At 66.9% G+C, this 21,291-nt stretch carries 20 protein-coding genes; 8 read left to right on the top strand and 12 right to left on the bottom strand.

All coding sequences use genetic code 11. The annotated features are described in order from the left end of the window. Window positions 1-19: 19 nt before the first annotated feature. The 7 genes from JVX90_RS10260 to JVX90_RS10290 all read right to left on the bottom strand — a co-directional run bounded on the left by JVX90_RS10260 (window position 20) and on the right by JVX90_RS10290 (window position 7,875). The gene (locus JVX90_RS10260) at window positions 20-2,077 is read right to left on the bottom strand and encodes a UDP-N-acetylmuramoyl-L-alanyl-D-glutamate--2,6-diaminopimelate ligase (RefSeq protein WP_205328697.1); all 2,058 of its coding nucleotides are present in this window, start codon (window positions 2,075-2,077) and stop codon (window positions 20-22) included. A 95-nt stretch (window positions 2,078-2,172) separates the two neighbouring features. Then, a complete protein-coding gene (locus tag JVX90_RS10265) occupies window positions 2,173-4,071 on the bottom strand; it encodes a penicillin-binding protein 2 (protein WP_240193851.1) in 1,899 nt (632 codons plus the stop codon). 21 nt (window positions 4,072-4,092) lie between these two features. After that, the gene (locus tag JVX90_RS10270) at window positions 4,093-4,830 is read right to left on the bottom strand and encodes a hypothetical protein (RefSeq protein WP_205328698.1); all 738 of its coding nucleotides are present in this window, start codon (window positions 4,828-4,830) and stop codon (window positions 4,093-4,095) included. Then, window positions 4,827-5,822: a 16S rRNA (cytosine(1402)-N(4))-methyltransferase RsmH gene (gene rsmH, locus JVX90_RS10275; RefSeq protein WP_275889924.1), complete on the bottom strand. Its 996-nt coding sequence runs from the start codon at window positions 5,820-5,822 to the stop codon at window positions 4,827-4,829. The genes JVX90_RS10270 and rsmH overlap by 4 nt, the downstream gene beginning before the upstream one ends. A gap of 224 nt (window positions 5,823-6,046) precedes the next feature. Beyond that, window positions 6,047-6,484 (bottom strand): division/cell wall cluster transcriptional repressor MraZ, encoded by a 438-nt coding sequence (gene mraZ, locus JVX90_RS10280; protein WP_008376758.1) that lies wholly within the window; start codon window positions 6,482-6,484, stop codon window positions 6,047-6,049. A gap of 412 nt (window positions 6,485-6,896) precedes the next feature. Continuing rightward, the gene (locus JVX90_RS10285; RefSeq protein WP_205328700.1) at window positions 6,897-7,307 is read right to left on the bottom strand and encodes a DUF3040 domain-containing protein; all 411 of its coding nucleotides are present in this window, start codon (window positions 7,305-7,307) and stop codon (window positions 6,897-6,899) included. Window positions 7,308-7,359: 52 nt separating this feature from the next. Beyond that, window positions 7,360-7,875, bottom strand: coding sequence for an SAV_6107 family HEPN domain-containing protein (locus tag JVX90_RS10290; RefSeq protein WP_205328701.1), 516 nt, complete (start codon window positions 7,873-7,875; stop codon window positions 7,360-7,362). Window positions 7,876-8,014: 139 nt separating this feature from the next. Here JVX90_RS10290 and JVX90_RS10295 point away from each other — a divergent pair, with 139 nt between their 5' ends. Continuing rightward, window positions 8,015-8,701 (top strand): GNAT family N-acetyltransferase, encoded by a 687-nt coding sequence (locus JVX90_RS10295; RefSeq protein ID WP_205328702.1) that lies wholly within the window; start codon window positions 8,015-8,017, stop codon window positions 8,699-8,701. Continuing rightward, the gene (locus JVX90_RS10300) at window positions 8,698-9,495 is read left to right on the top strand and encodes a hypothetical protein (RefSeq protein ID WP_205328703.1); all 798 of its coding nucleotides are present in this window, start codon (window positions 8,698-8,700) and stop codon (window positions 9,493-9,495) included. Before JVX90_RS10295 ends, JVX90_RS10300 begins: the two co-directional genes overlap by 4 nt. Window positions 9,496-9,501: 6 nt before the next feature. Here the strand turns inward: JVX90_RS10300 and metF are convergent, their stop codons facing one another. After that, a complete protein-coding gene (metF, locus tag JVX90_RS10305) occupies window positions 9,502-10,470 on the bottom strand; it encodes a methylenetetrahydrofolate reductase [NAD(P)H] (RefSeq protein ID WP_205328704.1) in 969 nt (322 codons plus the stop codon). 138 nt (window positions 10,471-10,608) lie between these two features. On the opposite strand from metF, the gene JVX90_RS10310 reads away from it, so the two are divergent. The 4 genes from JVX90_RS10310 to JVX90_RS10325 are packed head-to-tail and all read left to right on the top strand — an operon-like array spanning window position 10,609 to window position 15,657. Continuing rightward, the gene (locus JVX90_RS10310) at window positions 10,609-11,739 is read left to right on the top strand and encodes a polyprenyl synthetase family protein (RefSeq protein ID WP_240193852.1); all 1,131 of its coding nucleotides are present in this window, start codon (window positions 10,609-10,611) and stop codon (window positions 11,737-11,739) included. After that, on the top strand, window positions 11,736-13,256 hold the full coding sequence (crtI, locus tag JVX90_RS10315; protein WP_205328706.1) for a phytoene desaturase family protein: 1,521 nt from the start codon (window positions 11,736-11,738) through the stop codon (window positions 13,254-13,256). The genes JVX90_RS10310 and crtI overlap by 4 nt, the downstream gene beginning before the upstream one ends. After that, on the top strand, window positions 13,253-14,758 hold the full coding sequence (mptB, locus tag JVX90_RS10320) for a polyprenol phosphomannose-dependent alpha 1,6 mannosyltransferase MptB (protein WP_205328707.1): 1,506 nt from the start codon (window positions 13,253-13,255) through the stop codon (window positions 14,756-14,758). The genes crtI and mptB overlap by 4 nt, the downstream gene beginning before the upstream one ends. After that, the gene (locus JVX90_RS10325; RefSeq protein ID WP_205328708.1) at window positions 14,755-15,657 is read left to right on the top strand and encodes a phytoene/squalene synthase family protein; all 903 of its coding nucleotides are present in this window, start codon (window positions 14,755-14,757) and stop codon (window positions 15,655-15,657) included. The genes mptB and JVX90_RS10325 overlap by 4 nt, the downstream gene beginning before the upstream one ends. Here JVX90_RS10325 and JVX90_RS10330 read toward each other — a convergent pair. After that, window positions 15,627-16,124, bottom strand: a complete 498-nt coding sequence (locus JVX90_RS10330; protein ID WP_205328709.1) for a helix-turn-helix domain-containing protein — start codon at window positions 16,122-16,124, stop codon at window positions 15,627-15,629. The genes JVX90_RS10325 and JVX90_RS10330 overlap by 31 nt on opposite strands. Window positions 16,125-16,223: 99 nt before the next feature. Between JVX90_RS10330 and JVX90_RS10335 the strand changes: the two genes are divergently transcribed. Beyond that, window positions 16,224-17,402 (top strand): acetyl-CoA C-acyltransferase, encoded by a 1,179-nt coding sequence (locus tag JVX90_RS10335; protein WP_205328710.1) that lies wholly within the window; start codon window positions 16,224-16,226, stop codon window positions 17,400-17,402. 19 nt (window positions 17,403-17,421) lie between these two features. Here JVX90_RS10335 and JVX90_RS10340 read toward each other — a convergent pair whose 3' ends face one another. Beyond that, complete coding sequence (locus tag JVX90_RS10340) at window positions 17,422-17,787, bottom strand: Rv2175c family DNA-binding protein (protein WP_205328711.1); 366 nt, start codon at window positions 17,785-17,787, stop codon at window positions 17,422-17,424. A gap of 71 nt (window positions 17,788-17,858) precedes the next feature. On the opposite strand from JVX90_RS10340, the gene JVX90_RS10345 reads away from it, so the two are divergent. Beyond that, entirely contained in the window at window positions 17,859-19,109 is a 1,251-nt protein-coding gene (locus JVX90_RS10345; RefSeq protein WP_205328712.1) for a protein kinase, read from the top strand. A 257-nt stretch (window positions 19,110-19,366) separates the two neighbouring features. Here the strand turns inward: JVX90_RS10345 and JVX90_RS10350 are convergent, their stop codons facing one another. Both JVX90_RS10350 and JVX90_RS10355 read right to left on the bottom strand, forming a co-directional pair. Further along, window positions 19,367-20,761, bottom strand: coding sequence for a 3-deoxy-7-phosphoheptulonate synthase class II (locus tag JVX90_RS10350; RefSeq protein WP_205328713.1), 1,395 nt, complete (start codon window positions 20,759-20,761; stop codon window positions 19,367-19,369). A gap of 10 nt (window positions 20,762-20,771) precedes the next feature. Beyond that, a complete protein-coding gene (locus tag JVX90_RS10355) occupies window positions 20,772-21,272 on the bottom strand; it encodes a polyadenylate-specific 3'-exoribonuclease AS (RefSeq protein ID WP_205328714.1) in 501 nt (166 codons plus the stop codon). Window positions 21,273-21,291 lie beyond the last annotated feature (19 nt).

The following is a 21,291-nucleotide window of genomic DNA, read 5'->3' on the forward strand; positions in this document are numbered from 1 at the left end:
GGCGGTCGCGCGTCGGACATCACACTCGGACGCGACGAACCTGCAGGTGAAGCTCGTTCTGCCAGAACGCGATCAGCGCGGGAGCGAGGTCGTCCGGTCCGGCGACCACCACCACGTCACCCGGTCCGGGGCGGTAACCCGACGCGGTGCGCATGTGGTCGACGGCCGCCGCGGGCGTCTCGACGAACGCGGCCTCGTCGCCCCACGACCCCTCCATGACCGCACCCTGATGCAGGGCACGGACCACACGTGAGGTGCCGACGGCGATGATCTTGTCGACCGCAACACGGACGGCCTGCCGTCCGAGTCCGTCGTGGTCCACCGCCCGGGTGTTGTCGTCGGATCCGGTTGGGTCGGCGAGTTCGCCGAATACGGCCCAGGTTCGGGCCGAATCGCCGGAGCGGTGGGCACTGCCCGCTCCAGAGTCTGCCGCGACCGCCACCATCTCGCGGAGCAGCCGTTTGGCCGCGGGCACGTCGGCTCCGGGGTCGGCGATGAGGACATGCAGCGTCGCGTCACGAGACGTCGCGTCAAGTGCTTCGCCGAGGACCTCGCGGTCGTCGAAGGGATGCTTCACCCCGTTGATCTCCTGCCCCGTCTCGTGGCCCTTGCCCGCGACGAGCACCACGTCGCCGGAACGCGCCCACGCCACGGCGGCGGTGATCGCAGCTCGCCGATCGCCTATCTCACGGACGTCCGATGCTCTGCGCTCGCTGGCGGGAACGGCATCGGCACCGGCGACGACGGCCGCTCGAATCGTCGACGGGTCTTCAGACCGCGGATTGTCGTCGGTCACGATCACCAGGTCGGCGGCCCTCACAGCGGCCGCACCCATCAGAGGCCGCTTCTCCGTGTCGCGGTCGCCGCCTGCGCCGAGAACAACGGCGATACGTCCGTCTGTGTCGGCGGCGAGAGTAGCGAGAACCGCCTCGACGGCCGCGGGCTTGTGCGCATAGTCGACTACTGCCAGGAAGTCCTGCCCTCGGTCGATCTTCTCGACCCGTCCGGGCACGGCCACGTCGGCGAGGCCGCGGATCGCCACGTCGACGTCGACACCCGCCTCGTCGACCGTGGCGAGAGCGACGAGGGCGTTCGCGATGTTGTACGCGCCGGGGAGCGGAACGAGTACGTCGTGGGCTATTCCGTCCACGCTCACCGCGGACACCCGTTGGCTTCCCCGCGCTTCGCTGACCACTGCCGACACCCTCCAGTCGCCCACGGTGCCGCCCGTCGACACCGTGACCGTCGGATGCCCGCCGTCGGACGCGATCCGCGCCATCCGGACACCCCACTCGTCGTCGACGCAGATCACGGTGCGCGCAGCGCGATTGGGCGAGCCTGCGGCGAACAGCCGCGCCTTCGCGTCGAAGTACTCGTCCATCGTCTTGTGGTAGTCGAGGTGATCCTGAGACAGATTGGTGAACGCTCCAACCGCGAACCGGCAGCCGTCGACGCGACCGAGCGACAGAGCATGACTCGACACCTCCATCACCACGGCGTCCGCGCCGCGCTCGAGCATCACCGCGAGCAGCCGCTGGAGGTCGGGCGCCTCCGGCGTGGTCAGGTCGCTCGGAATCGGCTCGCCGTCGATCCTCGATCCCGTCGTCCCGACGAGTCCGACACTCTTGCCCGACGCTCGCAGCGCCGCCTCGGCTAGATACGACGTCGTCGTTTTACCCGACGTCCCAGTGATCCCGATGAGAGTGAGCTTCGACGACGGGTCGCCGTACACGCGCGCCGACACCGCACCGAGCACACTCCGCGGCTCTGGATGGACCAGCACCGGAAGCGTCGACCCGGCCGCCCGGACCGTCTCGAGGCCTGCAGGGTCGGTGAACACCGCTACGGCCCCCGCCGCCTCCGCCTGGCTCACGTAGGTCGCCCCATGGGTCCGTGTGCCTGCCATGGCAGCGAACACGTCGCCTGCTCCGGCCGCCTGCGCACGCAGCGTGATGCCGGAGACCTCGATGTCCGAGCCGTCGAGGGTCGCACCGGACAGAGCAGCGAGCTGCGACAACAGCACCGGATCGGTGGCCGGTCGGAACCCGTTGCGCGGGACGTCCGCTCCTGTGCTCACGTCGAAGACCTCTTCCTGTGGTGCTCCGCGCACGACGGATCGTTCGTGCACGTTTCTCGACAGATGAATCTACCGTGGCCGTGCGACAGCGCCGGTCAGGCCTGCAGGCGCAGACGCGGTGCGGGCTGAGCCGAGTACGGCACACGCTCGTGCTGCAGCAGCCATGCGCCGATCGTGGCGAACAGAGGTGCCGCCGACTGACCGCCCGAGCCGTCGGAGCTGCGCACCGGGTTGTCCATCATGATGCCCACGACGTACCGCGGGTCGTCCGCCGGTGCGATACCCGCGAAAGTGATGTTGTAGCTGGACTTCGAGTAGCAGTTGCACGCCGGATCCACCTGCTGCGCGGTTCCGGTCTTCCCCGAAGTCTGGTATCCGGCGATGGCGCCCTTCGCGCCTGTCCCCTGCTGGTTGCCGTCGTCGTCGTTCTGCATCACGGCTCGGAACATGTCGCGGACGGTGTCGGCCGTCTTGGGAGAGACCACACGCACCGAGTCCGGCTTCTCGCCACCGGTGATGATTCGCGGCGGGATCCGCACACCACCGTTGGCGATCGCCTGGTACATCGACGTCATCTGCAGCAGAGTCATCGACAGACCCTGACCGATCGGGAGGTTTGCGAACGAACCGCCGGACCACTGACTGAGAGCTGGAACGGCGCCTGGGCTCTCGCCCGGCAGACCGACGCCTGTCATCGCACCGAGCCCGAAACGCTGCAGCATGTCGGCGAAGCGACGTTCCCCGACCCGCTGCGCGAGCATGAGCGTGCCGACGTTCGACGACTTCCCGAACACGCCGGTCGTCGTGTACGGCGCCGTGCCGTGGGCCCACGCGTCGTTGACGGTGATGCCCGACATCTTGATCGAGCCCGGAACCTGCAGAACCTCATCGGGATTGGTCACTCCGTACTCGAGCGCGGCAGCGGCGGTCACGATTTTGTTGACCGACCCCGGCTCGAACGGCGAGGTCACCGAACGGTTGCCCAGGTCGGCGCCTTTCTGCTCGTCGAGCGGCTTCGATGCATCGAAGGTGCCGTCGTTGGCCATCGCGAGGACTTCACCGGTCCGACTGTCCATGACGACCGCGGACACGTTGTTCGCACCTGACGCCTTCTTCGCCATGTTGACCTGGCTCTGCACAAACCACTGGACGTCGGAGTCGAGCGTCAGGTGGACAGTCTCACCGTCCTTCGCCGGATGCACGTTCCGCTTGCTGCCGGGGATCATGACGCCGTCACGCCCCTGGTCGAAGGTTTCAGTGCCGTTGGTACCGGCCAGGACCGGTTCGAGCGACGATTCGAGGCCGATCAGTCCGTTGCCGTCGAAGTTCACATCGCCGACGACGTTGGCTGCAAGAGATCCGCCCGGGTACACCCGTATGCTCTGCTTCTCGGCTCCGACCTCGGGGAACTTGTCCTGGATCGACTTCGCGAGCTCCGGAGTTATGGAGCGCGCCAGGTAAACGAAGTCCTTGTCGGACGTCAGCCGCGCGAGCAGATCCTCTTGACTGATGCTGCCGCCGAGCATCTCCGACACACCGGTGGATATCTCCTTGAGTCGCGTCGGAACGTCCGGGACTGCGCTGTTCTTCTTGTGCTCTGTGTCGATGGACGCGCGGACGGCCTTCGGCTGGAAGGTCAGCGCACGCGCGTCGTCGGTGTGCGCCAGGAGTCGCCCGTTGCGGTCGACGATGGATCCACGTGTCGCGGGCAGTTGCATCGTCACCGACCGCTGCTGCGCGGCGAGTGCAGAGATGTCGTCTGCCGCGATCACGTTGACGTACACCATCCGACCGGTGACAAGCACCAATGCGGCGGCCACGAGAACCCCGACGATTCGCTGCCGTCCGATGAATCGTGGCGACGGGGCCGAGTCGAGCTCATCGATCCGCGAGTCGTCCACCGGCGGCGGGGTCGGCGGTCGACCGCCCGCACTCGACCTTGCGCCCGGCCTGGACGCCGGCGGGCGCACGGAACGGGAACTGGATCGGGTCATGATTGTCGATTCTCCACCCGGTCAGCGTGCACGTGCGGTATTCGGCCTCGGCGTGGCGGCAGACCGCGGAACCACATTCGGCGCAGGCGTCGACGATGTCGGGGCCGTCGCGCGGTCGGTTGACGTCGGCGCGGTCGACGTCGTTTCCGTCGTGCCCAGCCCCTCCGAGTCGTCGACCTTGGCGGCGTCGATCTTCGCGACCGGGTTCGGCTCCGGGTTCAGGGCGGGCAGCGGTTTGCCGTCGGCCGGGTTCGCCGTGCCGCGGACCTTCTTCGGCCCGTTCTCGCCGACGGTCACCTGGAGGGCGCCGTCAGCGGGCACCATCCCCTGTTCGGCGGCCTTCGCCGCGAGTGCGGGTGCGGCGTCGGCCTTGTCGAACGTGCGCTGCAGATCGTCGCGACGATCAGCCAGCGACTGGTTCTCACTGCGCAACGCGTCGAGCGCGTACGAGTCCTGAGCCGACTTGGTCGTCAGGTACAGGGTGAGGCCGAGAGCTCCGACGATCAGCAGAAGAACCGGGAACACCAAGGGGACGCCTGCGATGCGCCGACTCGTGATGCCGCCCGACACGACAGCTCCCATGCGACGTTCACGCCGGTCCAGAGCACGCTGCGCGGCCTTCGACCGGCTCGCTCGCTCGACTGCAGCGGTACCGCGAGTCCGCCGCGGACGACGTTCACCTCGTGCCTTCTCGGTCCGAGCGCCGGCCCCCGCCGAACGCTCGGGACCAGTCTTACGGTCGTCGAGCAGAGTGCTCACCGTGTGCCCCCTTCGTCTTGTGCCACGCGTTCGATCGCACGGATGCGCACCGGCGCAGAGCGAGGATTCGCTTCGCGTTCGGTTGCGTCGGCCTGTTCCGCTCCCCTCGTCACGAGAGCGAACCGGGCGGCCGTGCCCGGAAGGTCCACCGGAAGACCGGCGGGTGTGGTGTTGCGGACCGCCTGTGCGAAGTCGCGTTTGACGATCCGGTCCTCGAGGGACTGGTAGCTCATCACCGCAAGACGTCCACCGACTGCGAGTACGTCCAGCGACGCCGGAATCACGCCACGGAGCGAGTCGAGCTCGTGGTTGACCTCGATCCGCAGGGCCTGAAACGTCCGCTTGGCGGGATGACCTCCAGTCCTGCGTGTCGCCGCCGGGATCGTCGCGTACAGCAGCTCGACGAGTCTGCCGCTCGTGGTGAACGGTTCGATGGCGCGCTCACGGAGGACAGCAGACGCGATCTTTCCCGCGAAGCGCTCCTCGCCGTACTCACTGAGCACACGCGCCAATGCACCGTGCTCGTACGTGTTGAGGATGTCCGCGGCGGTCAGATCGTCGTCTGCGTTCATCCGCATGTCTAGTGGGGCGTCCACCGAATAGGCGAAGCCGCGATCGGTGCGGTCGAGTTGCATCGACGAGACGCCGAGGTCGAGCAGGACCCCGTCGACTGTCGACAGGCCGGCGCGCGTCACCACGTCGTCGATCTCGTCGTAGCGTGCGTGGTGAAAGAACACACGGTCGCCGAATCCTGCGAGGCGTTCACTCGCGATGCCGATGGCCGAGGTGTCGCGGTCGATCGCGTGCACCGTGAGCGCGGGCAGCCGGGTGAGGAAGTACTCGGTGTGTCCGCCCGCTCCGAGTGTGCCGTCGACGAGGACCGCGCCACTGCCGTCGGGATCGGTGCGGGTCAGCGCGGGCGCCAGGAGATCGAACATTCGCTCGGCCATCACCGGCACGTGTCCGTGTTCACCGTGCTGACGTTCGTTCACTGCGCCCCCTCCCCGGTGTCGCATGTAGGACGCCGCCACGGGTCGGTGGCAGACGCGTCGTTATGTGCTGAACGAATTGAGCACGCGGAAACGACGCTGCGGTGAAGCGGGGTCCCCGCCCGAGCGCACCTGGCGTTGGGGAAGTACGTCAGGGTCGATCGGGCCGAGGCCTCGTCTCACCGCAGGTGTCGTCGTCCGTCGTGTTCAGTTCGTCAAAAAAGTCGCTAGAGGATCGAGTCCAGTGCGGTCGACCCGGCGTTCGAGAACGCCTCTTCGTGCTCTGCCTGGTACTCGCGCCACTTCTGCGCGTCCCAGATCTCGAGGTGGTCGTACGAGCCGATCACCACGCATTCCTTGGTGAGCTCCGCGTACTCGCGATGCTCTCCGGAGAGGCTCACCCGCCCCTGCCCGTCCAGTCGTTGCTCGTCCGCACCTGCGAAGAAGTACCGCAGGAATGCGCGGGCCTCAGGATCGTTGCGCGACGCGGTCACCGCCTTCTCGGCGATGGCGTCGAACTCCTCTGCGCGGTACACCGACAGGCTGCGGTCCTGGCTTCTTGTCACCATGACCCCTCCTGCCAACGCGTCCCGAAATTTGGCCGGCAAGGTCAACCGCCCCTTGTCGTCGAGCTTGGGTGTGTAGGTACCGAGAAAGCGAGCCATGTCGGCAACCTCCTCACCCGTTCTGGTTTCGGCGGTTCCGGTGTCCCCCTCATCCAGTGATGCCCACAGTACCCCACTTTCCACCACTTTCCACCCCCGAAGCCCCACAGCAGCCCCACCCCCACACATATATGCAGGTCAAGGGAATGACAAGCTGAAGATTCTCAGGAAACAGCCAGCACACAACCTGCGTGTCGGCGGGCATACGTGGGACAAAACAGCACTAAAGAGGCTGAAGTGGGATCCCACGACCGCCGGTGGGTGAAAGTGGGGACCCGAGGTGGGGCATCGTGGGGAACCGGGGGCCGACGGCTTCTGGACACACGAAAGCGGGGCCTCTCCTTCTCTTCGATGAGAGAAGGAGAGGCCCCGCCTGAGATCTCTAGTGGGCTGCTAAAGCCCTAGTGAACTGCTAGTGATCGTCCTGGTCGAACCGACGCTGGAAGCGCTCTTCCATCCGTTCGCTCAGAGACGGTTTGCCCGGCTTCGCCCGCGAGGACGATCCACCCCGCGATGCCGGAGACGACGCGTCGGCGAGGTTCGAACCCCGGGGACCGAATATCCCGAACGCCGCGGCGCCGAACATCACGAGGAAGCCGATGAAGCTCAGAATGCGGAGACCGCCCACTTCGACGTCGACCATGAGGCCTCCGACAAGAAGCGCCAGACCGACAAGGAATCCGAGCACGGCGACAAGGCGTCGTCGCGCCGTCGGACGGCCGACGCGCTGTTTTGTCACGCTCGAGGCGAACTTCGGATCCTCGGCGTACAGCGCGCTTTCGATTTCGTCGAGCATGCGTTGCTCGTGCTCAGAAAGCGGCACTATCCCTCCTCGCTGGTCAGCTAGGCGTCTTCGGTCAATGCCCAGTACAACTTCATGATACGAGCAGATCCGCTTGACGACCACCACTCCGTCCGGTCGACCGACGACGATCGGGCATCTTTCCCTGTTCGTACATCAATAGTGTGGCATCTGCCAGGTCCAAGAACTCCATCGCCCTGCGTTCCACACGCGCGCACAACGTCGAGTCGACAGTCTTGACCAGTCCGGCCTCGACGTGACCGCGCATCACCGAGAGTCCGCCGAAGTACTCCGCGAGATCGTGAGCCTCGGGCGCCACGGCCTTGATCCGACTCCAGGCGTCACGCGCATCGCGGCGCCGACGGACCGGCCCCGGAGGCTCGTGTACGGCCAGGACAGCAGCGGACGCCCGGATCGCAGCCAGGTAGAAGAGGCGGAACCGCTCGGCGCCGTCGTCCTCGACTGCCGACGCATCCTCGAAGAGCGCCTCCGCCCGTTCCAGGAGCTCTCGGCTGCGCAGCACGACCCGCTCGTCGACGACGCTGCGCGTCGACTCGGACGATCGTGCACTCGCTCGCAACCGTGCCATCTCGGGTCACGTCCTCTCGTCATCCCTGCTCGTTCCGGTGCCTCACCGGCGATCTGGTGCTCACAGTCCCACGAGGGTCTGACAATTCTGGTCGCGCTAATCTCTCCACAGCTTTCGCCACACCAGATAGGACAGAAGAATGACCACCCGTTCGCCGTCGCCGTACCGCCTGGTGGCGCTGCATCCGCAGGACGCGAACGAGTGGATCGACCCCGCGGTGCACACGTACGTGACGGCGATGAACTATCCGCGCGGAACGGAGGCGCACCGTGCTCCCCTGTGGCGGGACCACATGTCTCGACCGGGTTGGTACGCGGTCGGCGCGCTCATGGAGGTGTCGAGCGTCGATGCACTTCGCCCATCGATCAGCCGACTCCGCGTCGACGGCATGACCGGCGTGGACCGCGAGATACTCGTCGGAGTCGCGTACGGGTATCACGGCGCCCGCGATCAGTGGTGGAACCAGCAACTTCGATCCGGCCTTCGGCGCACCGGATGCTCGACGGCCGAGATCGAAAAGATCACGTCCGACTACTTCGAGCTCACCGAACTCCACGTCCACCCGATCGCACAGGGCGCACGGCTGGGCGAACGCCTGTTGTTGGCACTGCTCGCGGACCGGCCCGAATCGACGGTTCTCCTCTCGACGCCGGAGGTCGCCGATGAGGCGAACCGCGCGTGGTCGCTGTATCGGCGTCTAGGATTCGCCGACGTCCTGCGCGGCTTCACCTTCGTCGGCGATTCCCGCCCCTTCGCGTTCCTCGGGCGGCCGCTCCCGTGTCGCGAGGACCATTCGTTGCAGCGCTCTGGCACGATGACACCGTGAAGTCACTCCGCAGAGCCCCGGTTCTCGCCGTCGTCGTGCTCCTCGCAGTGGCGCCGCTGCTGTCCGGTTGCCTCACCAAGTCGACGACGGTTGGCGACCAGTTCTCTGGCCGAATCCTCGTCGTGAGCAGCCCCGACGCCGGCCCGACGACTCCCGCGTTCGACATTCCGGCATCGCTCGGCGGCCAGGTGTGGTCTACCGATTTCCCGTCGAAAGACGCGGCGACCGCTCCCACCGCGAGCAAGACCCCGGACTCGACCGACACCGTCGTCCCGACTGCCGAGGGGAAGAGGGGTGCGCAGCTGTCGTTCGATCACCTCTCGACGGGGCAGTTCAGCCAGCTGGGCGACATCATCGCGGCCGCGCTCCCCGACCCGACAGCAACCGTCGACCTGAAGGCGACACGCAGCGGCGAGTTCGTTCGCCTCCGCGGGACGGCTTCGCTGCTCGAGCTCGACCCGGCGAAGACGTTCGTGTCGATCACGGTCGACTTCGCAGGCCCCGTCGCGGCGACGAACGGTCAACAGTCCGGCGACTCCACTGTCACCTGGATCCCCGAGCCCGGTCAGACGACGGATTTCAACGCAGACTCCGAGTACGCCGACCCGGCGACCGCCGCCGTCCCGAGTTGGACCTGGTTCATGCTCATCCTGTGCGGCGCCCTGGTCGTGTTCATCGGTCTCGCCGCCTACAAGAACCGGGACAACAGCCCGCGTCCCGGTCGCTCGCAGCGGTCCACGCCGCTTCCGAAGCCGCTGCAGAAGGTCGCCGACAAGGTCACGTCCTCCAACTGACGCACGTCAGACGGAGGCGAGAGCACCTCGGGTGTCGATGCCGATACGTTCGAGAACCTCACTGGTGGCCTTCGTGAAGTTGAGGCTGCAGAAGTGCAGGCACGGTGCGCCCTCGTCGATCAACCGCTGCGCCATCTCCGTGCACAGGTCGATTCCAACCTGACGGATGGCGGCCTTGTCCTCTTCCGGACCGTGGCCTGCTGCTTCAACGAGTCGCTTCTCCACGTCCGCCGGGATCGTGCTGCCCGAGAGCTCCGTCATACGACGCGCGGTGGCCAACGACGTGATGGGCATGAGCCCCGGGATGAGCGGCTTCGCACCCTGCTCCGGATCCGCGGCCACCACCCGGTCGCGTAGGCGGAAGTAGTCGTCGACGTCGAAGAACACCTGCGTCACCGAGTACTCGGCTCCGGCGCGCAGCTTGCGGACCAGATTCTCCGTGTCCGACGCCAAGTCGGGCGACCGATGGTGACCTTCAGGGAACGACGCGACGCCGGTATGGAAGTCGCCGAGGGAATCGATGAGCTCCACGAGTTCCGATGCGTACTCGACACCCTGAGGATGCTTCGTCCATGTGCCGAGCGGATCGCCCGGGGGGTCGCCGCGCAGTGCGAGAAGGTTGACGATCCCCTTGTCGGCGTAGGCGCCGACAAGGGCCCGAAGTTCATCGATGCTGTGGTTGACCGCGGTCAGGTGCGCGATCGTCAGCAGAGTGGTCTCGGTCGCCAGTTCGCCCGCGATGCGCACCGTGCGGTCGCGGGTGCTCCCCCCGGCGCCGTAGGTCATCGAGACGAAGGCCGGGTTCATTCGTTCGAACACCCGCACGGCACGCCACAGTCGAGCTTCAGCCGCCTCGTCGCGCGGCGGGAAGAACTCGACCGAGAACGGTACGGGCCCGCTGTGGGGGGCTGCGATCCGTTCGATCACGGACTGCCCGCGGGCTGCGACGGCTGTCGACTCATTGCGTTCACTCACGCCCCGATCATACGGTCGTGGCCGGACCGCCTCGGTTCAGCTCCGACACGGACCGATCCCTGCCGCCGACGGTGGTCGGCATGTCGACTCATCGGCGTGAGTGCGGTCACCACAACATCCACCGGTAGGGTTGCTGACGTGGTGAATCTGACGGAGCTGCCGGCTGCAGTGGACGATGTGCTCGACGGGTTCTTCCAGGCCACGGCACCGATCCTCGAGTCGATCTATCCCACTGTCGGCGAGGCAGGCGACGCCCTGCGCGACTTCGTGATGACCGGTGGCAAGCGCGTCCGTCCACTGTTCGTGTTCGCCGGACGGCAGTGCGCCTCTACGCTCCCGACGAGCGCCGGCGGAGATAAAATCACGATGATTGAAACTCCGGAGGCGCTACACGAGACGCTGCGAGTGTGCGCGGCGATCGAGCTGATCCAAGCGTGCGCCCTGGTCCACGACGACATCCTCGATCGTTCCGACACGCGCAGGCAGAATCCGACGGTGCACCGTCGTTTCGAAGCCGTCCACGCCGACCGAGGGTGGTCGTCCGACTCCGGGCACTACGGCGATTCGGCCGCGATCCTGATCGGCGACATGGCTCTGGCCTGGGCAGACGACCTGTTTCACGGTGCCATGCCGACACCTGACGCCGCCTACGCTCCCCCGCACCGCCCGATCCCGTTCGCGGCGACCGCGGTGTGGTCCAGGATGCGGACCGAGGTGCTCGCGGGCCAGTTTCTCGACATCACCAACGAGGTGTCCGGTGACGAGTCGCTGACCGCTGCAGAACGAGTGATGGCTTACAAGACCGCCGCCTACACCGTCGCTCGTCCACTGGAACTAGGTGCGACACTCGGTGGTGCCTCTCCCGAACTGTGCGCCGAACTTCACGGACTCGGCATCGATCTCGGGATAGCGTTCCAGCTTCGCGACGATCTGCTGGGTGTTTTCGGCGACCCCGCCGAGACGGGCAAACCCTCGGGCGACGATCTCGTCGCAGGCAAGCGCACGGCCCTGCTCGCCGTCGCTCTCGACGCCGCGTCCGACGCCGACGCCAGGCTGCTGCGCAACAGCATCGGGCGCCCCATCGGAGACGCCGAGTTGACCGCAGCTCGCGACGTCCTCGTCCGATCCGGAGCCGTCGCCGAGATCGAACGACAGATCGCCGATCGACGCGACGCCGGCCTCGCCAGGATCGACGCACTCGACTGCCCCGCAGGGGCGCGCACCGACCTCACATCCATGGCGCACCGCGTCACCAGCCGAAGCAAGTGACTGCCGTGACTGCTCCCCATGTCGTGGTGATCGGCGCAGGCCTCGCCGGATTGTCGGCAGCGGCCCGCCTCCGCCAGTCCGGCCTCGACGTGACGATCGTCGAGACAACTTCTGCCGCAGGCGGTCTCGTCCGGACCGAGACGATCGACGGGCACCGTTTCGACACGGGCGCAACGGTCCTCACGATGCCGGGGCTCCTCGTCGACGTACTCGACGCCGTCGGCGTCACCGAACAGCAGGCTCGCGAACGCCTGTCTCTGACGCCCGTTGATCCGGGCTACGTGATGAACTACTCCGACGGAACGTCGTTGACGATCCCGCACGACGCGGCGGCGATTCCCGCATCCGTCGCCGAGACCTTCGGCCCGAAGGCGGGTTCCGACGTCGCCGATCTGCTGACCTGGCTCCGGAGAGTGTACGACGCCGAGTTCGACGTCTTCATCGACCGGAATTTCGACGGATTCGGCGACCTCGCCGACGGACGGACCCGAAAGGCGGCGGCCGAGCTCGTCCGACTCCGCACGCTCGGCGGTTTGACCGGCGCGATCTCACGGTTCGTATCGGACGAGCGACTGCAGCGAGCATTCACGTTCCAGGCCCTCTACGCGGGCGTCCCACCACACCGTGCCCGCGCGATCTACGCGATCATCCCGGACATGGACATCGGGCGGGGCGTGTGGGCGGCGCCCGGCGGCATGGGTCGAGTCGGGGAGGTCCTCGCGTCGGCGCTTGTTGATGCAGGCGTCCGCATCTCCTACGGAATCACCGCGACCGGGTTCACCAGAGACTCTTCAGCCAGGATCGTCGCCGTCGACACGACCGACGGTCCGATACCCGCGGACGCAGTCGTCTCGACCGTCGAACGCGACGCCGTCGCGCGCCTGACCGGCGAGAACCGGGCACTGCGACGTCTCACCTACTCCCCGAGCGCTGTCGTCGTCCACGGCCTGGTCCCGGTCGAGAAGACCGCCCGGTGGCGATCGGGTCACCACACGCTCGACTTCGGCGCTGCGTGGACCCAGACGTTCGCCGAGATCACCGGTCGCCGCGGCCGCCTGATGGAAGACGGGTCGTTCCTCGTGACGCGAAGCGCCGTCGGCGATCCGGGCACGTTTGTCGTCGACGGCATGGAATCGGTGTCCGTGCTCGCTCCGACCCCCAATCTCGACTCGGCCGATCTGCCGTGGGATGTCCTCGCCGAGCCGTACGTCGACGAGGTTCTCGCCACGCTCGCACGCCGCGGTTACCCGGGCATCGACGCGATGCGGCTGCTCCGAGTCGACCATCCCCGTACCTGGGAACGGGCGGGCCTGCCCGCAGGCACCCCGTTCTCGGCCGCGCACACGGCCGCGCAGACCGGGCCGTTCCGCACCCGAAACGTCTGGCCGACGATCGACAACCTCGTCCTCGCAGGCAGTGCGACAGTTCCCGGTGTCGGCATCCCTCCGGTCCTGATCTCCGGCGGCCTCGCCGCGTCGCGCGTCATCGACCTGTTTCGAACCAGCGGGCGCCGATGACCACGGCAGTCACCAAGGCCCGCGGCGACGCGACCGACCGGTCGTTCCCCGCGTTCATCGGCCGGTATCCGAACGCCGTGCTGGGATTCGTGGGCGCGCTCGCAGTGACGGTCGGCACCTACGGCCTCGCCGATGTGCCGCGAAACAACCCGACGCTCGCCGACCTCGGTCTCGCGCCGATGAGCTACGGCCACGGCAAGACGCTGTCGGGCCTGGTGTTCTGGCTCGGCGTCACATTCATGATCTGGGCATGGGTGCGGATCGGTCGGACTCCCCACGCGATGAGCACACGAGCGACCGTCACGACGGTCGTGGCCTGGGCCGCGCCGCTGATGCTCGCGATCCCGGTGTACAGCCGGGACGTGTACGCCTATCTCGGTCAGGCCATGGTGCTCGCCGACGGATTCGATCCGTACCAGGACGGCCCCGCCCACGTTCCGGGGCCGATTGTCGACTCGATGGCTCAGATCTGGGCACCCACGACGTCTCCCTACAGCCCGGCGTTCATGCTGCTTGCACGCGGTGTTGTCGCGGTGACCGGCCAGAACGTGTTCGCCGGAGTCATCGCCTTCCGCATCGTTCTGCTGCCCGGTCTGCTGCTCACACTGTGGGCGGTCCCGAAGATCGCCGCGCATTTCGGCGCGAGTCGACGTCGGGGGCTGTGGCTGGCGGGGCTCAACCCCATGCTCCTGATCCATCTCGTCGGCGGTCCGCACGCCGAGCTGCTGCTGATGGGAGTGCTCGCCGCCGGGGTCGCCCTCGTCCTGGACGGCCGTCACGTCCTCGGACTGCTGGTCCTCGGCTGCGCGGGATCGCTCAAGGTGACCGCGTTCATCGCGGTCCCGTTCGTGGTCTGGATCTGGATCGATCACCTGCGCAGGGAACGGGTCGTCTCCGCACGGGACGGTGTTGGAGTGTTCGCCGCGACGGCGGCGATCCCGCTTGCGGTCTTCGGCGCGTTCACGGCCGTCCTCGGACTGGGGATCGGCTGGACCAACGGCCTGACGTTCGCCGACCGCATCATCAACTGGTTCACTCTCCCCAGCCTGGTCGGGCATGTGGCGAGCTATGTCCTCGCGCCGTTCCACGTGTGGAATCTTCAGGCGATCCTGCCGGTGACCCGCCTGATCGGCCAGATAGTACTCGTTGTCCTGCTCGTCTGGTTCTTCCTCCGCGGACGACGCGACGAACACTCCGCCATGAGATACATGTGCTGGGCGATGTTCGCGGTCCTCCTCCTGGAACCGTCGACTCTCCCCTGGTACTACTCGTGGGTGACGGTCCTGGTGGTCGCGTTCACCCTGCCGATGTGGGCGCGGCAAACGATCGTCGGAGCGAGCGCCTTCCTGCTCATCGTGTTCCAGCCGGACGATTCGATCGTGTTCTACAAGCCTGTCGAGACGCTCCTCGCCCTTGCTCTCGCAGTGCTGGCCGCGGTGTCGCTGCGGCAGGCCGACCCGCTCCGACTACGGCGCGGCGGCGCGTTCCTGCTCGGAAGATGAGCGACGTCGCACGCGGGCACTCCGTCGCCCGATCGGTGACGGCGAGGGCAGGCCGTACCTACTATCTGGCGTCACTGATGCTGCCCGCTTCGCGACGCCGCGCGGTGCATGCACTGTACGCATACGCCAGGTCCGTCGACGACGCCGTCGACAGCGGCCTTCCACCAGATGTCGCGACAGCTCGGATCGACGTTCTCGAGGCCGGACTGCACGCCGCGCTGCGAGGCGACGATCCACCTGCTGGGCTGTCTTCCGACGACGTCGACCTACTCGCCGCGCTGGCAGCCGCCGCCGGAGACAACGGCATTCCGATCACGACGTTCGACGCCTTCGGGCACTCGATGCGCATGGACCTTCCCGGCTCTCCGCTGTTCCGAAACCGGTACCGGACATTCGACGAACTCGCCGAGTACACGTACGGTTCCGCCGCAGTCATCGGCATCCAGATGATCCCCGTACTCGGGGCCGACCCGTCGCTCACCGACGGCGCCGCACTGCTCGGCGAAGCCTTTCAACTCACCAACTTCATCCGCGACGTCGCCGAGGACCTGCGGCGCGACCGCGTGTACCTTCCGACGGACGTTCTGTCGGTGTTCGGCGTCGACGAGAGTCGACTGCGCGACGACCTCCGGCGGCAATCGACGTCATCTGAGCTGAGACGCGCAGTAGCTCATCTCATCGCGGTCAACCGGGATCAGTACCGACGCACGACACCCGCGATCGAACGACTGCCCGCGACAACTCGCCCCGCCATCGCGGCCGCCGCACGGTCGTACAGCGACATCCTCCGAGTGATCGAAGACGCCGACCACGACGTCATGGCGGCGCGAGCCGTTGTGCCGCGGCGCACCCGCGTCCGCCACGCGGCTCAGTCCCTGTTCGGCGCCCCCAAGTTCTGATCGAAGCTATCCACCCGCACCGCGATCTGGTCGTCGGAGGGTTCATGGCCGTCTGCGCATCGCATTTCGACGCGGACGGGCGCATTGCAGTCGACGTGCGCCAGTCGCAGTGGCGTGGGCGCGTCGGCGTGGGCCTCTCCCCACTGGAACAGGCCGAACACGACTGGCATGAGGTCCCGACCGGAGTCGGTGAGCACGTACTCGTGGCGAGTGCGCTCCCCCTCTTCTCGATACGCACGCTTATCGAGCAGCCCGGCCTCCACGAGGCCCTTCAGGTTGGCCGACGTCGTCGCCGGAGACATGCCGACTCGCTCGGCGAAGTCGTCGAACCGCATGGTGCCGTAGAACGCCTCCCGCATCACCAGCATCGCGTTGCGTGTGCCGACCACTCGCATCGCCTTCTCGATCGGACACCGCCCGTGAGTGACCCAGGCGCCGCGGTCCTCGAGCACCCCGTCCAATCGCATGACGCACCTCACATGTCTACTGACTTCAGATTACTGAACTCAGCGTACACTCGACACTGACTTCAGATAACTGAAGTCAGATGGCGAAGGAGAGCTCCCATGACCGGTATCGCACGTGACGCAGTGATCGTGGACGCGGTCCGCACCCCCGTGGCCAAAGGCAAGCCGGGCGGCGCGTACCACGAGATCCACCCCGTCGATCTGCACGCTCGCGCCCTGTCCGCACTCGTCCAGCGAACCGGGATCGACCCCACGAGGATCGACGACGTGATCTCCGGGGCCGTCGGCCAGGTCGGCGAGCAGTCGGGGAACACCGCTCGGTGGGCGGCACTCGCCGCCGGCCTCCCGGAGTCGGTGCCCGCGGTGACCGTCGACCGGCAATGCGGGTCGAGCCAGCAGGCTCTGCACTTCGCGGCGCAGGGTGTCATCGCAGGCGCGTACGACGTCGCGATCGCCTCAGGTGTCGAATCGATGAGTCGCATTCCCATCGGCTCTCAGTTCCTCGGCGCGGACTTCGCAGGCCCGACCGTCGCCGAGCGGTACGCACCAGGCCTCATCCCCCAGGGTGTGAGCGCTGAACTGATCGCACAGAAATGGGATCTGAGCCGGACCCGACTGGACGAGTTCTCCGCGGAATCGCACCGCCGCGCCGCGGCCGCGTGGGCGGACGGCAAGTTCGACTCGCAGATCACCTACGTCAACGGCCTCCGGACCGATGAGACGATCCGCCCGTCGTCGACCGCCGAGACCCTCGCCGGCCTGCGACCGGCGTTCCGGAGTGACGCGTGGGAGGCGCGCTTCCCGAACCTCGACTGGCGAATCACCGCGGGCAACAGTTCACCCGTCAACGACGGGTCGGCAGCTGTCCTCGTGGCGTCCGATCTCGCCGCGCAGGAGTTCGGCCTGACTCCGCGGGCGCGTGTTCACTCGTTCGCGGTCTCGGGCGACGATCCGATCCTCATGCTCACCGGCATCATTCCGGCGACCCGAAAGGTGCTCGCGCGCGCGGGCCTGAGCATCGCCGACATCGACGTGTTCGAAGTGAACGAGGCGTTCGCCAGCGTCGTCCTGGCATGGCAGGCCGAGACCGGGGCCGACCTGACGAAGGTCAACATCAACGGCGGCGCCATCTCGATCGGGCATCCGTTGGGCGGGTCGGGGGCGCGCCTGACGACCACCCTGCTCAACAATCTCGAGCAGGTGGACGGACGGTTCGGGCTTCAGGTGATGTGCGAAGCCGGCGGCCTCGCGAACGCCACGATCATCGAGCGAATCTGACGTCCGATCCGCCGGGCGGCTAAAAAGCCTGGGCCTGCGCCCGGCGGATGACCTCGCGTGCGGAATGCGTGTGCAGGGCGTCCGCCGGGCGGAGACCGAGGTCGTCCTGCTCGGTGAACAACCACTCCATCGCGTCGTCGCGGGTGTAACCGCCGTCGAGGAGAGTCCGGACCAGGCCCTCGAGGTGCTTGGCGAGGCCGTCGGGACCGAAGAACGCCGCGGGAATCACCGGCACGCCGTCGCGGGACGCCGCAAGAAGGTTGTGGTCCCGGACCAACGTCCGGACACGGTTGGACGAGACGTGGAGTCGGCGTGCGGCCTCATCGAGGTCGACGGTCTCGACGTCGGCGGGCAGGACATTGACGGAGAGCGGAAGGGATGCCACGGGCGAAACACTACCCGCCCGGTCGGACGCCTCACACGAGACGCCAGGTGTACCGGGTAGATTCGAACATCATGACAGCCCCCGCCGACCCCCTGATCGGCCGCGTCCTCGAGCGGCGATATCAGATCGACGCTCCGATCGCGCGCGGCGGGATGTCGTCGGTGTACGTCGGGACCGATGTCCGGCTGCACCGTCGAGTCGCGATCAAAGTCATGGATTCGCGGTACGTCGGCGATCCGCAGTTCCTCCGCCGCTTCGAGTTCGAGGCGCGCGCCGTCGCGGGATTGAGTCACCCTGGACTTGTCGCCGTCTATGACCAGAGCATCGACGGCGACATCGCCTTCCTGGTCATGGAGCTCGTCCGCGGCGGCAGCATCCGCGAGCTCCTCCGCGAACGCGGCCCGATGCCGCCGCATGCGGTCGCCGCGATCGGCATCCCGATGCTCGGCGGTCTCGGGACCGCTCACCGAGCGGGACTGGTCCACCGCGATGTGAAGCCAGAGAACGTACTGATCTCCGACACCGGAGACATCAAAGTCGCCGACTTCGGCCTTGTTCGCGCCGTCGCTGAAGCGGGCGTCACGTCGGCGAGCGTGATCCTCGGAACGGCCGCCTACCTGTCGCCGGAGCAGGTGTCGTCCACTGACATCGACGCGCGCAGCGACGTCTACTCCGCGGGCATCCTGTTGTTCGAATTGCTCACCGGTCGGCAACCGTTCAGCGGCTCCACCCAGCTCGCGCTCGCCTACCAGCGATTGAGTTACGACGTGCCCGCCCCCGGCGACCTCATTCCCGGCGTGCCCCCGCAGTTCGACGAGATCGTCCTGCGCGCAACCGAGCGACGACCCGACGATCGATTCGCCGACGGCTTCGCGATGCAGCACGCCATCCTCGACGCCGTCGACGAGATCGGGCTGCCACCGTTCACCGTTCCCGCCCCGAGTCAGGCGTCGGCACGCGTGACGAACGCAATCGCCCGCCCCGTCGTGCCTCGCCCCGTCGCCCCGCCTGCGCTCGCTCAACCGGCTGTCGCCGGGACCCGACAGGCTACCGATCCCGATCGATTCGATTACGCACCCGAGTACGACGCCCCCGATGACGACTACGCCGATGACGGGCAGTGGGACGATGACCACTGGGACGATGACCACTGGGACGATGACCACTGGGACGATGAGCACGAATACCGAGGACGAGATCTCGACGACGACCCTTTGCCGCCGTCTCGCCGCATGGCGGCGGTCGTCTGGTTTCTCCTGGTCACCGCCGTCGCGGCGGGAATCGGAACCCTCGGATGGGCGCTCGGTTCCGCTGTCGCCTGACGCTAGACGTGCCACGACGTGCAGTTCGTCCGTTCGGATGAACTCTGTGCAGAGAGCACTTCGCAGGGACGTTTCTTTCCGACCCCGCTCCTACGTTGATGTCCACCAGCAACCGGGCCGAAGGCGCGCGACCCGTCGCCGACGAGTACCGTCGATGATGTGCTTCGAGCTGCTGGAGACATCGAAGAAGCGGCAGCTCACGTTCGGCCGCGACCTGCTCGTGCTTCCCGTGCTCATCGGCACGTACGCGGTGACGATCAGCCGCGAAGCATCTCCGCGACGAGGAACGCCAACTCCAGCGACTGCTGAGTGTTCAGGCGCGGATCACATGCCGTCTCGTAGCGGCCTTCGAGGTCGAGATCAGAGATGTCCTGAGCGCCGCCCAAGCACTCGGTGACGTCCTCACCGGTGAGCTCGATGTGGATGCCGCCGGGATGGGTGCCGAGCGCGCGGTGCACCTCGAAGAAGCCCTGAACCTCGTCGACAACACGATCGAAGTGACGGGTCTTGAAACCCGTCGACGCCGTGTGGGTGTTGCCGTGCATCGGGTCGCACTGCCAGATCACCTTATGCCCGGTCGCTTCGACAGCCTGCACGATTGGCGGGAGCACCTCGCGGACGTTGCCGTTGCCCATCCGGGACACCAGCGTCAGGCGGCCGGGACGGTTGTCGGGGTCGAGCAGCTTCACATACTCGGCGGCCTGTTCCGGCGTTGTCGTTGGGCCGATCTTCATGCCGATCGGGTTGCTGATCAGCTTCGCGAGGGCCACGTGAGCGCCGTCGATCTGACGGGTCCGCTCGCCGATCCACAGGAAGTGCGCCGACAGGTCGTAGAGCACCTGTTCGTCACCGCCGCGCGGATCGTCGGCCAGACGCAGCATGCCGCGTTCGTAGTCGAGGACGAGTGCTTCGTGCGAGGCGAAGATCGACGCCGACTCCAGGCTCGAGTCGGTCACTCCGCACGCGTCCATGAACTTGAGACCGCGGTCGATCTCCGCAGCGAGCGCCTCGTACCGCGCGCCTGCAGGCGAGGTGCGGACGAACTCACGGTTCCAGTCGTGGACCCGAGCCAGACGGGCTTCGGCACCGGTCAACGCCCGGACCAGGTTCATCGCCGCCGACGCGTTGGCGTAGGCGCGGACAAGGCGGGACGGATCGTGAGCGCGGGCCGACTCGTCGGCGGCGAGCGAGTTGACCATGTCGCCGCGGTACGACAGGAGACCGAGCGAATCTGTGTCCGACGAACGGGGCTTCGCGTACTGGCCTGCGATGCGAGCCACCTTGACCACGGGCAGGCTGGCTCCGTAGGTGAGCACAACGGCCATCTGCAGCAGGGTGCGAATGTTGCCCTTGATATGCGGCTCGGTGTTGGCGGCGAACGTCTCGGCGCAGTCACCGCCCTGCAGCAGGAACGCCCGACCATGCGCCACCTCGGCGAGTTGGTCGGCGAGGTTCTCCACTTCGGTCGGCATGCAGATCGGCGGCACGCTCTCCAGAACGGTGCGCATCTTGCGCGCTTCGTCAGCGGGCCAATTCGGCTGCTGAAGTGCAGGGCGCGAGAGCACGTCCTCGAACTTCGCAGCAAGGGAACCCGGCAGCGGAGGCAGTTCGGGAAGCTCGTCGAGGGGCACGTCTACGGTCCAGTTCACCACGTCGTTCAGCCTATCCTGCGTACGCGGAGTCGTCTCGCGCCGCCTCGATCGAGAGCCACTTGTTCAAGTTGTGCCGAGCGTCGGCGAGCGCGTCATGCGCATCCTTCGGAGCCGGGGGCAACGTCGGCGAACCCGCCGCCTCCCAGTGCTGACGAAGCTCGCGGGTGAAACGCGGCAGGTCGCGTGGAAGTTCGGTCATCGGGCCCCACAGCTGGCAGAGCACCACGTGGTCGTAGGCGGCCACCCACGCCCACAGTTCAACACGCCCGTCGCCCGCGACGAGGAAGTCGTAGAGGTCGTCGCGGATGGCGCGCCTGGACTTCCACGCCTTGTCGGCAGGCGACGGCAGCTTGTCCAGAACGTTCGCACGCACCCAATCCCCCGCGCGACCAGGATCGAACTCGGTGGAGACCGCATAGAACTCGCGACCGTCCTCGGCGACCACACCGATCGACACGAGTTCGATAGTGGTTCCGTCTTCGATGAACTCAGTGTCGTAGAAGTAGCGCACGAGTTGAAGGTTATCCCCC

It is taken from the genome of Gordonia sp. PDNC005 (assembly GCF_016919385.1).
GTDB lineage: Bacteria > Actinomycetota > Actinomycetes > Mycobacteriales > Mycobacteriaceae > Gordonia.

Coding starts and splice junctions, on each gene's coding strand:
- JVX90_RS10265 (WP_240193851.1), bottom strand. CDS start 4,071: ATGACCCGATCCAGTTCCCGTTCCGTGCGCCCGCCGGCGTCCAGGCCG.
- mraZ (WP_008376758.1), bottom strand. CDS start 6,484: ATGGCTCGCTTTCTCGGTACCTACACACCCAAGCTCGACGACAAGGGG.
- JVX90_RS10290 (WP_205328701.1), bottom strand. CDS start 7,875: ATGGCACGGTTGCGAGCGAGTGCACGATCGTCCGAGTCGACGCGCAGC.
- JVX90_RS10295 (WP_205328702.1), top strand. CDS start 8,015: ATGACCACCCGTTCGCCGTCGCCGTACCGCCTGGTGGCGCTGCATCCG.
- mptB (WP_205328707.1), top strand. CDS start 13,253: ATGACCACGGCAGTCACCAAGGCCCGCGGCGACGCGACCGACCGGTCG.
- JVX90_RS10325 (WP_205328708.1), top strand. CDS start 14,755: ATGAGCGACGTCGCACGCGGGCACTCCGTCGCCCGATCGGTGACGGCG.
- JVX90_RS10330 (WP_205328709.1), bottom strand. CDS start 16,124: ATGCGATTGGACGGGGTGCTCGAGGACCGCGGCGCCTGGGTCACTCAC.
- JVX90_RS10335 (WP_205328710.1), top strand. CDS start 16,224: ATGACCGGTATCGCACGTGACGCAGTGATCGTGGACGCGGTCCGCACC.
- JVX90_RS10345 (WP_205328712.1), top strand. CDS start 17,859: ATGACAGCCCCCGCCGACCCCCTGATCGGCCGCGTCCTCGAGCGGCGA.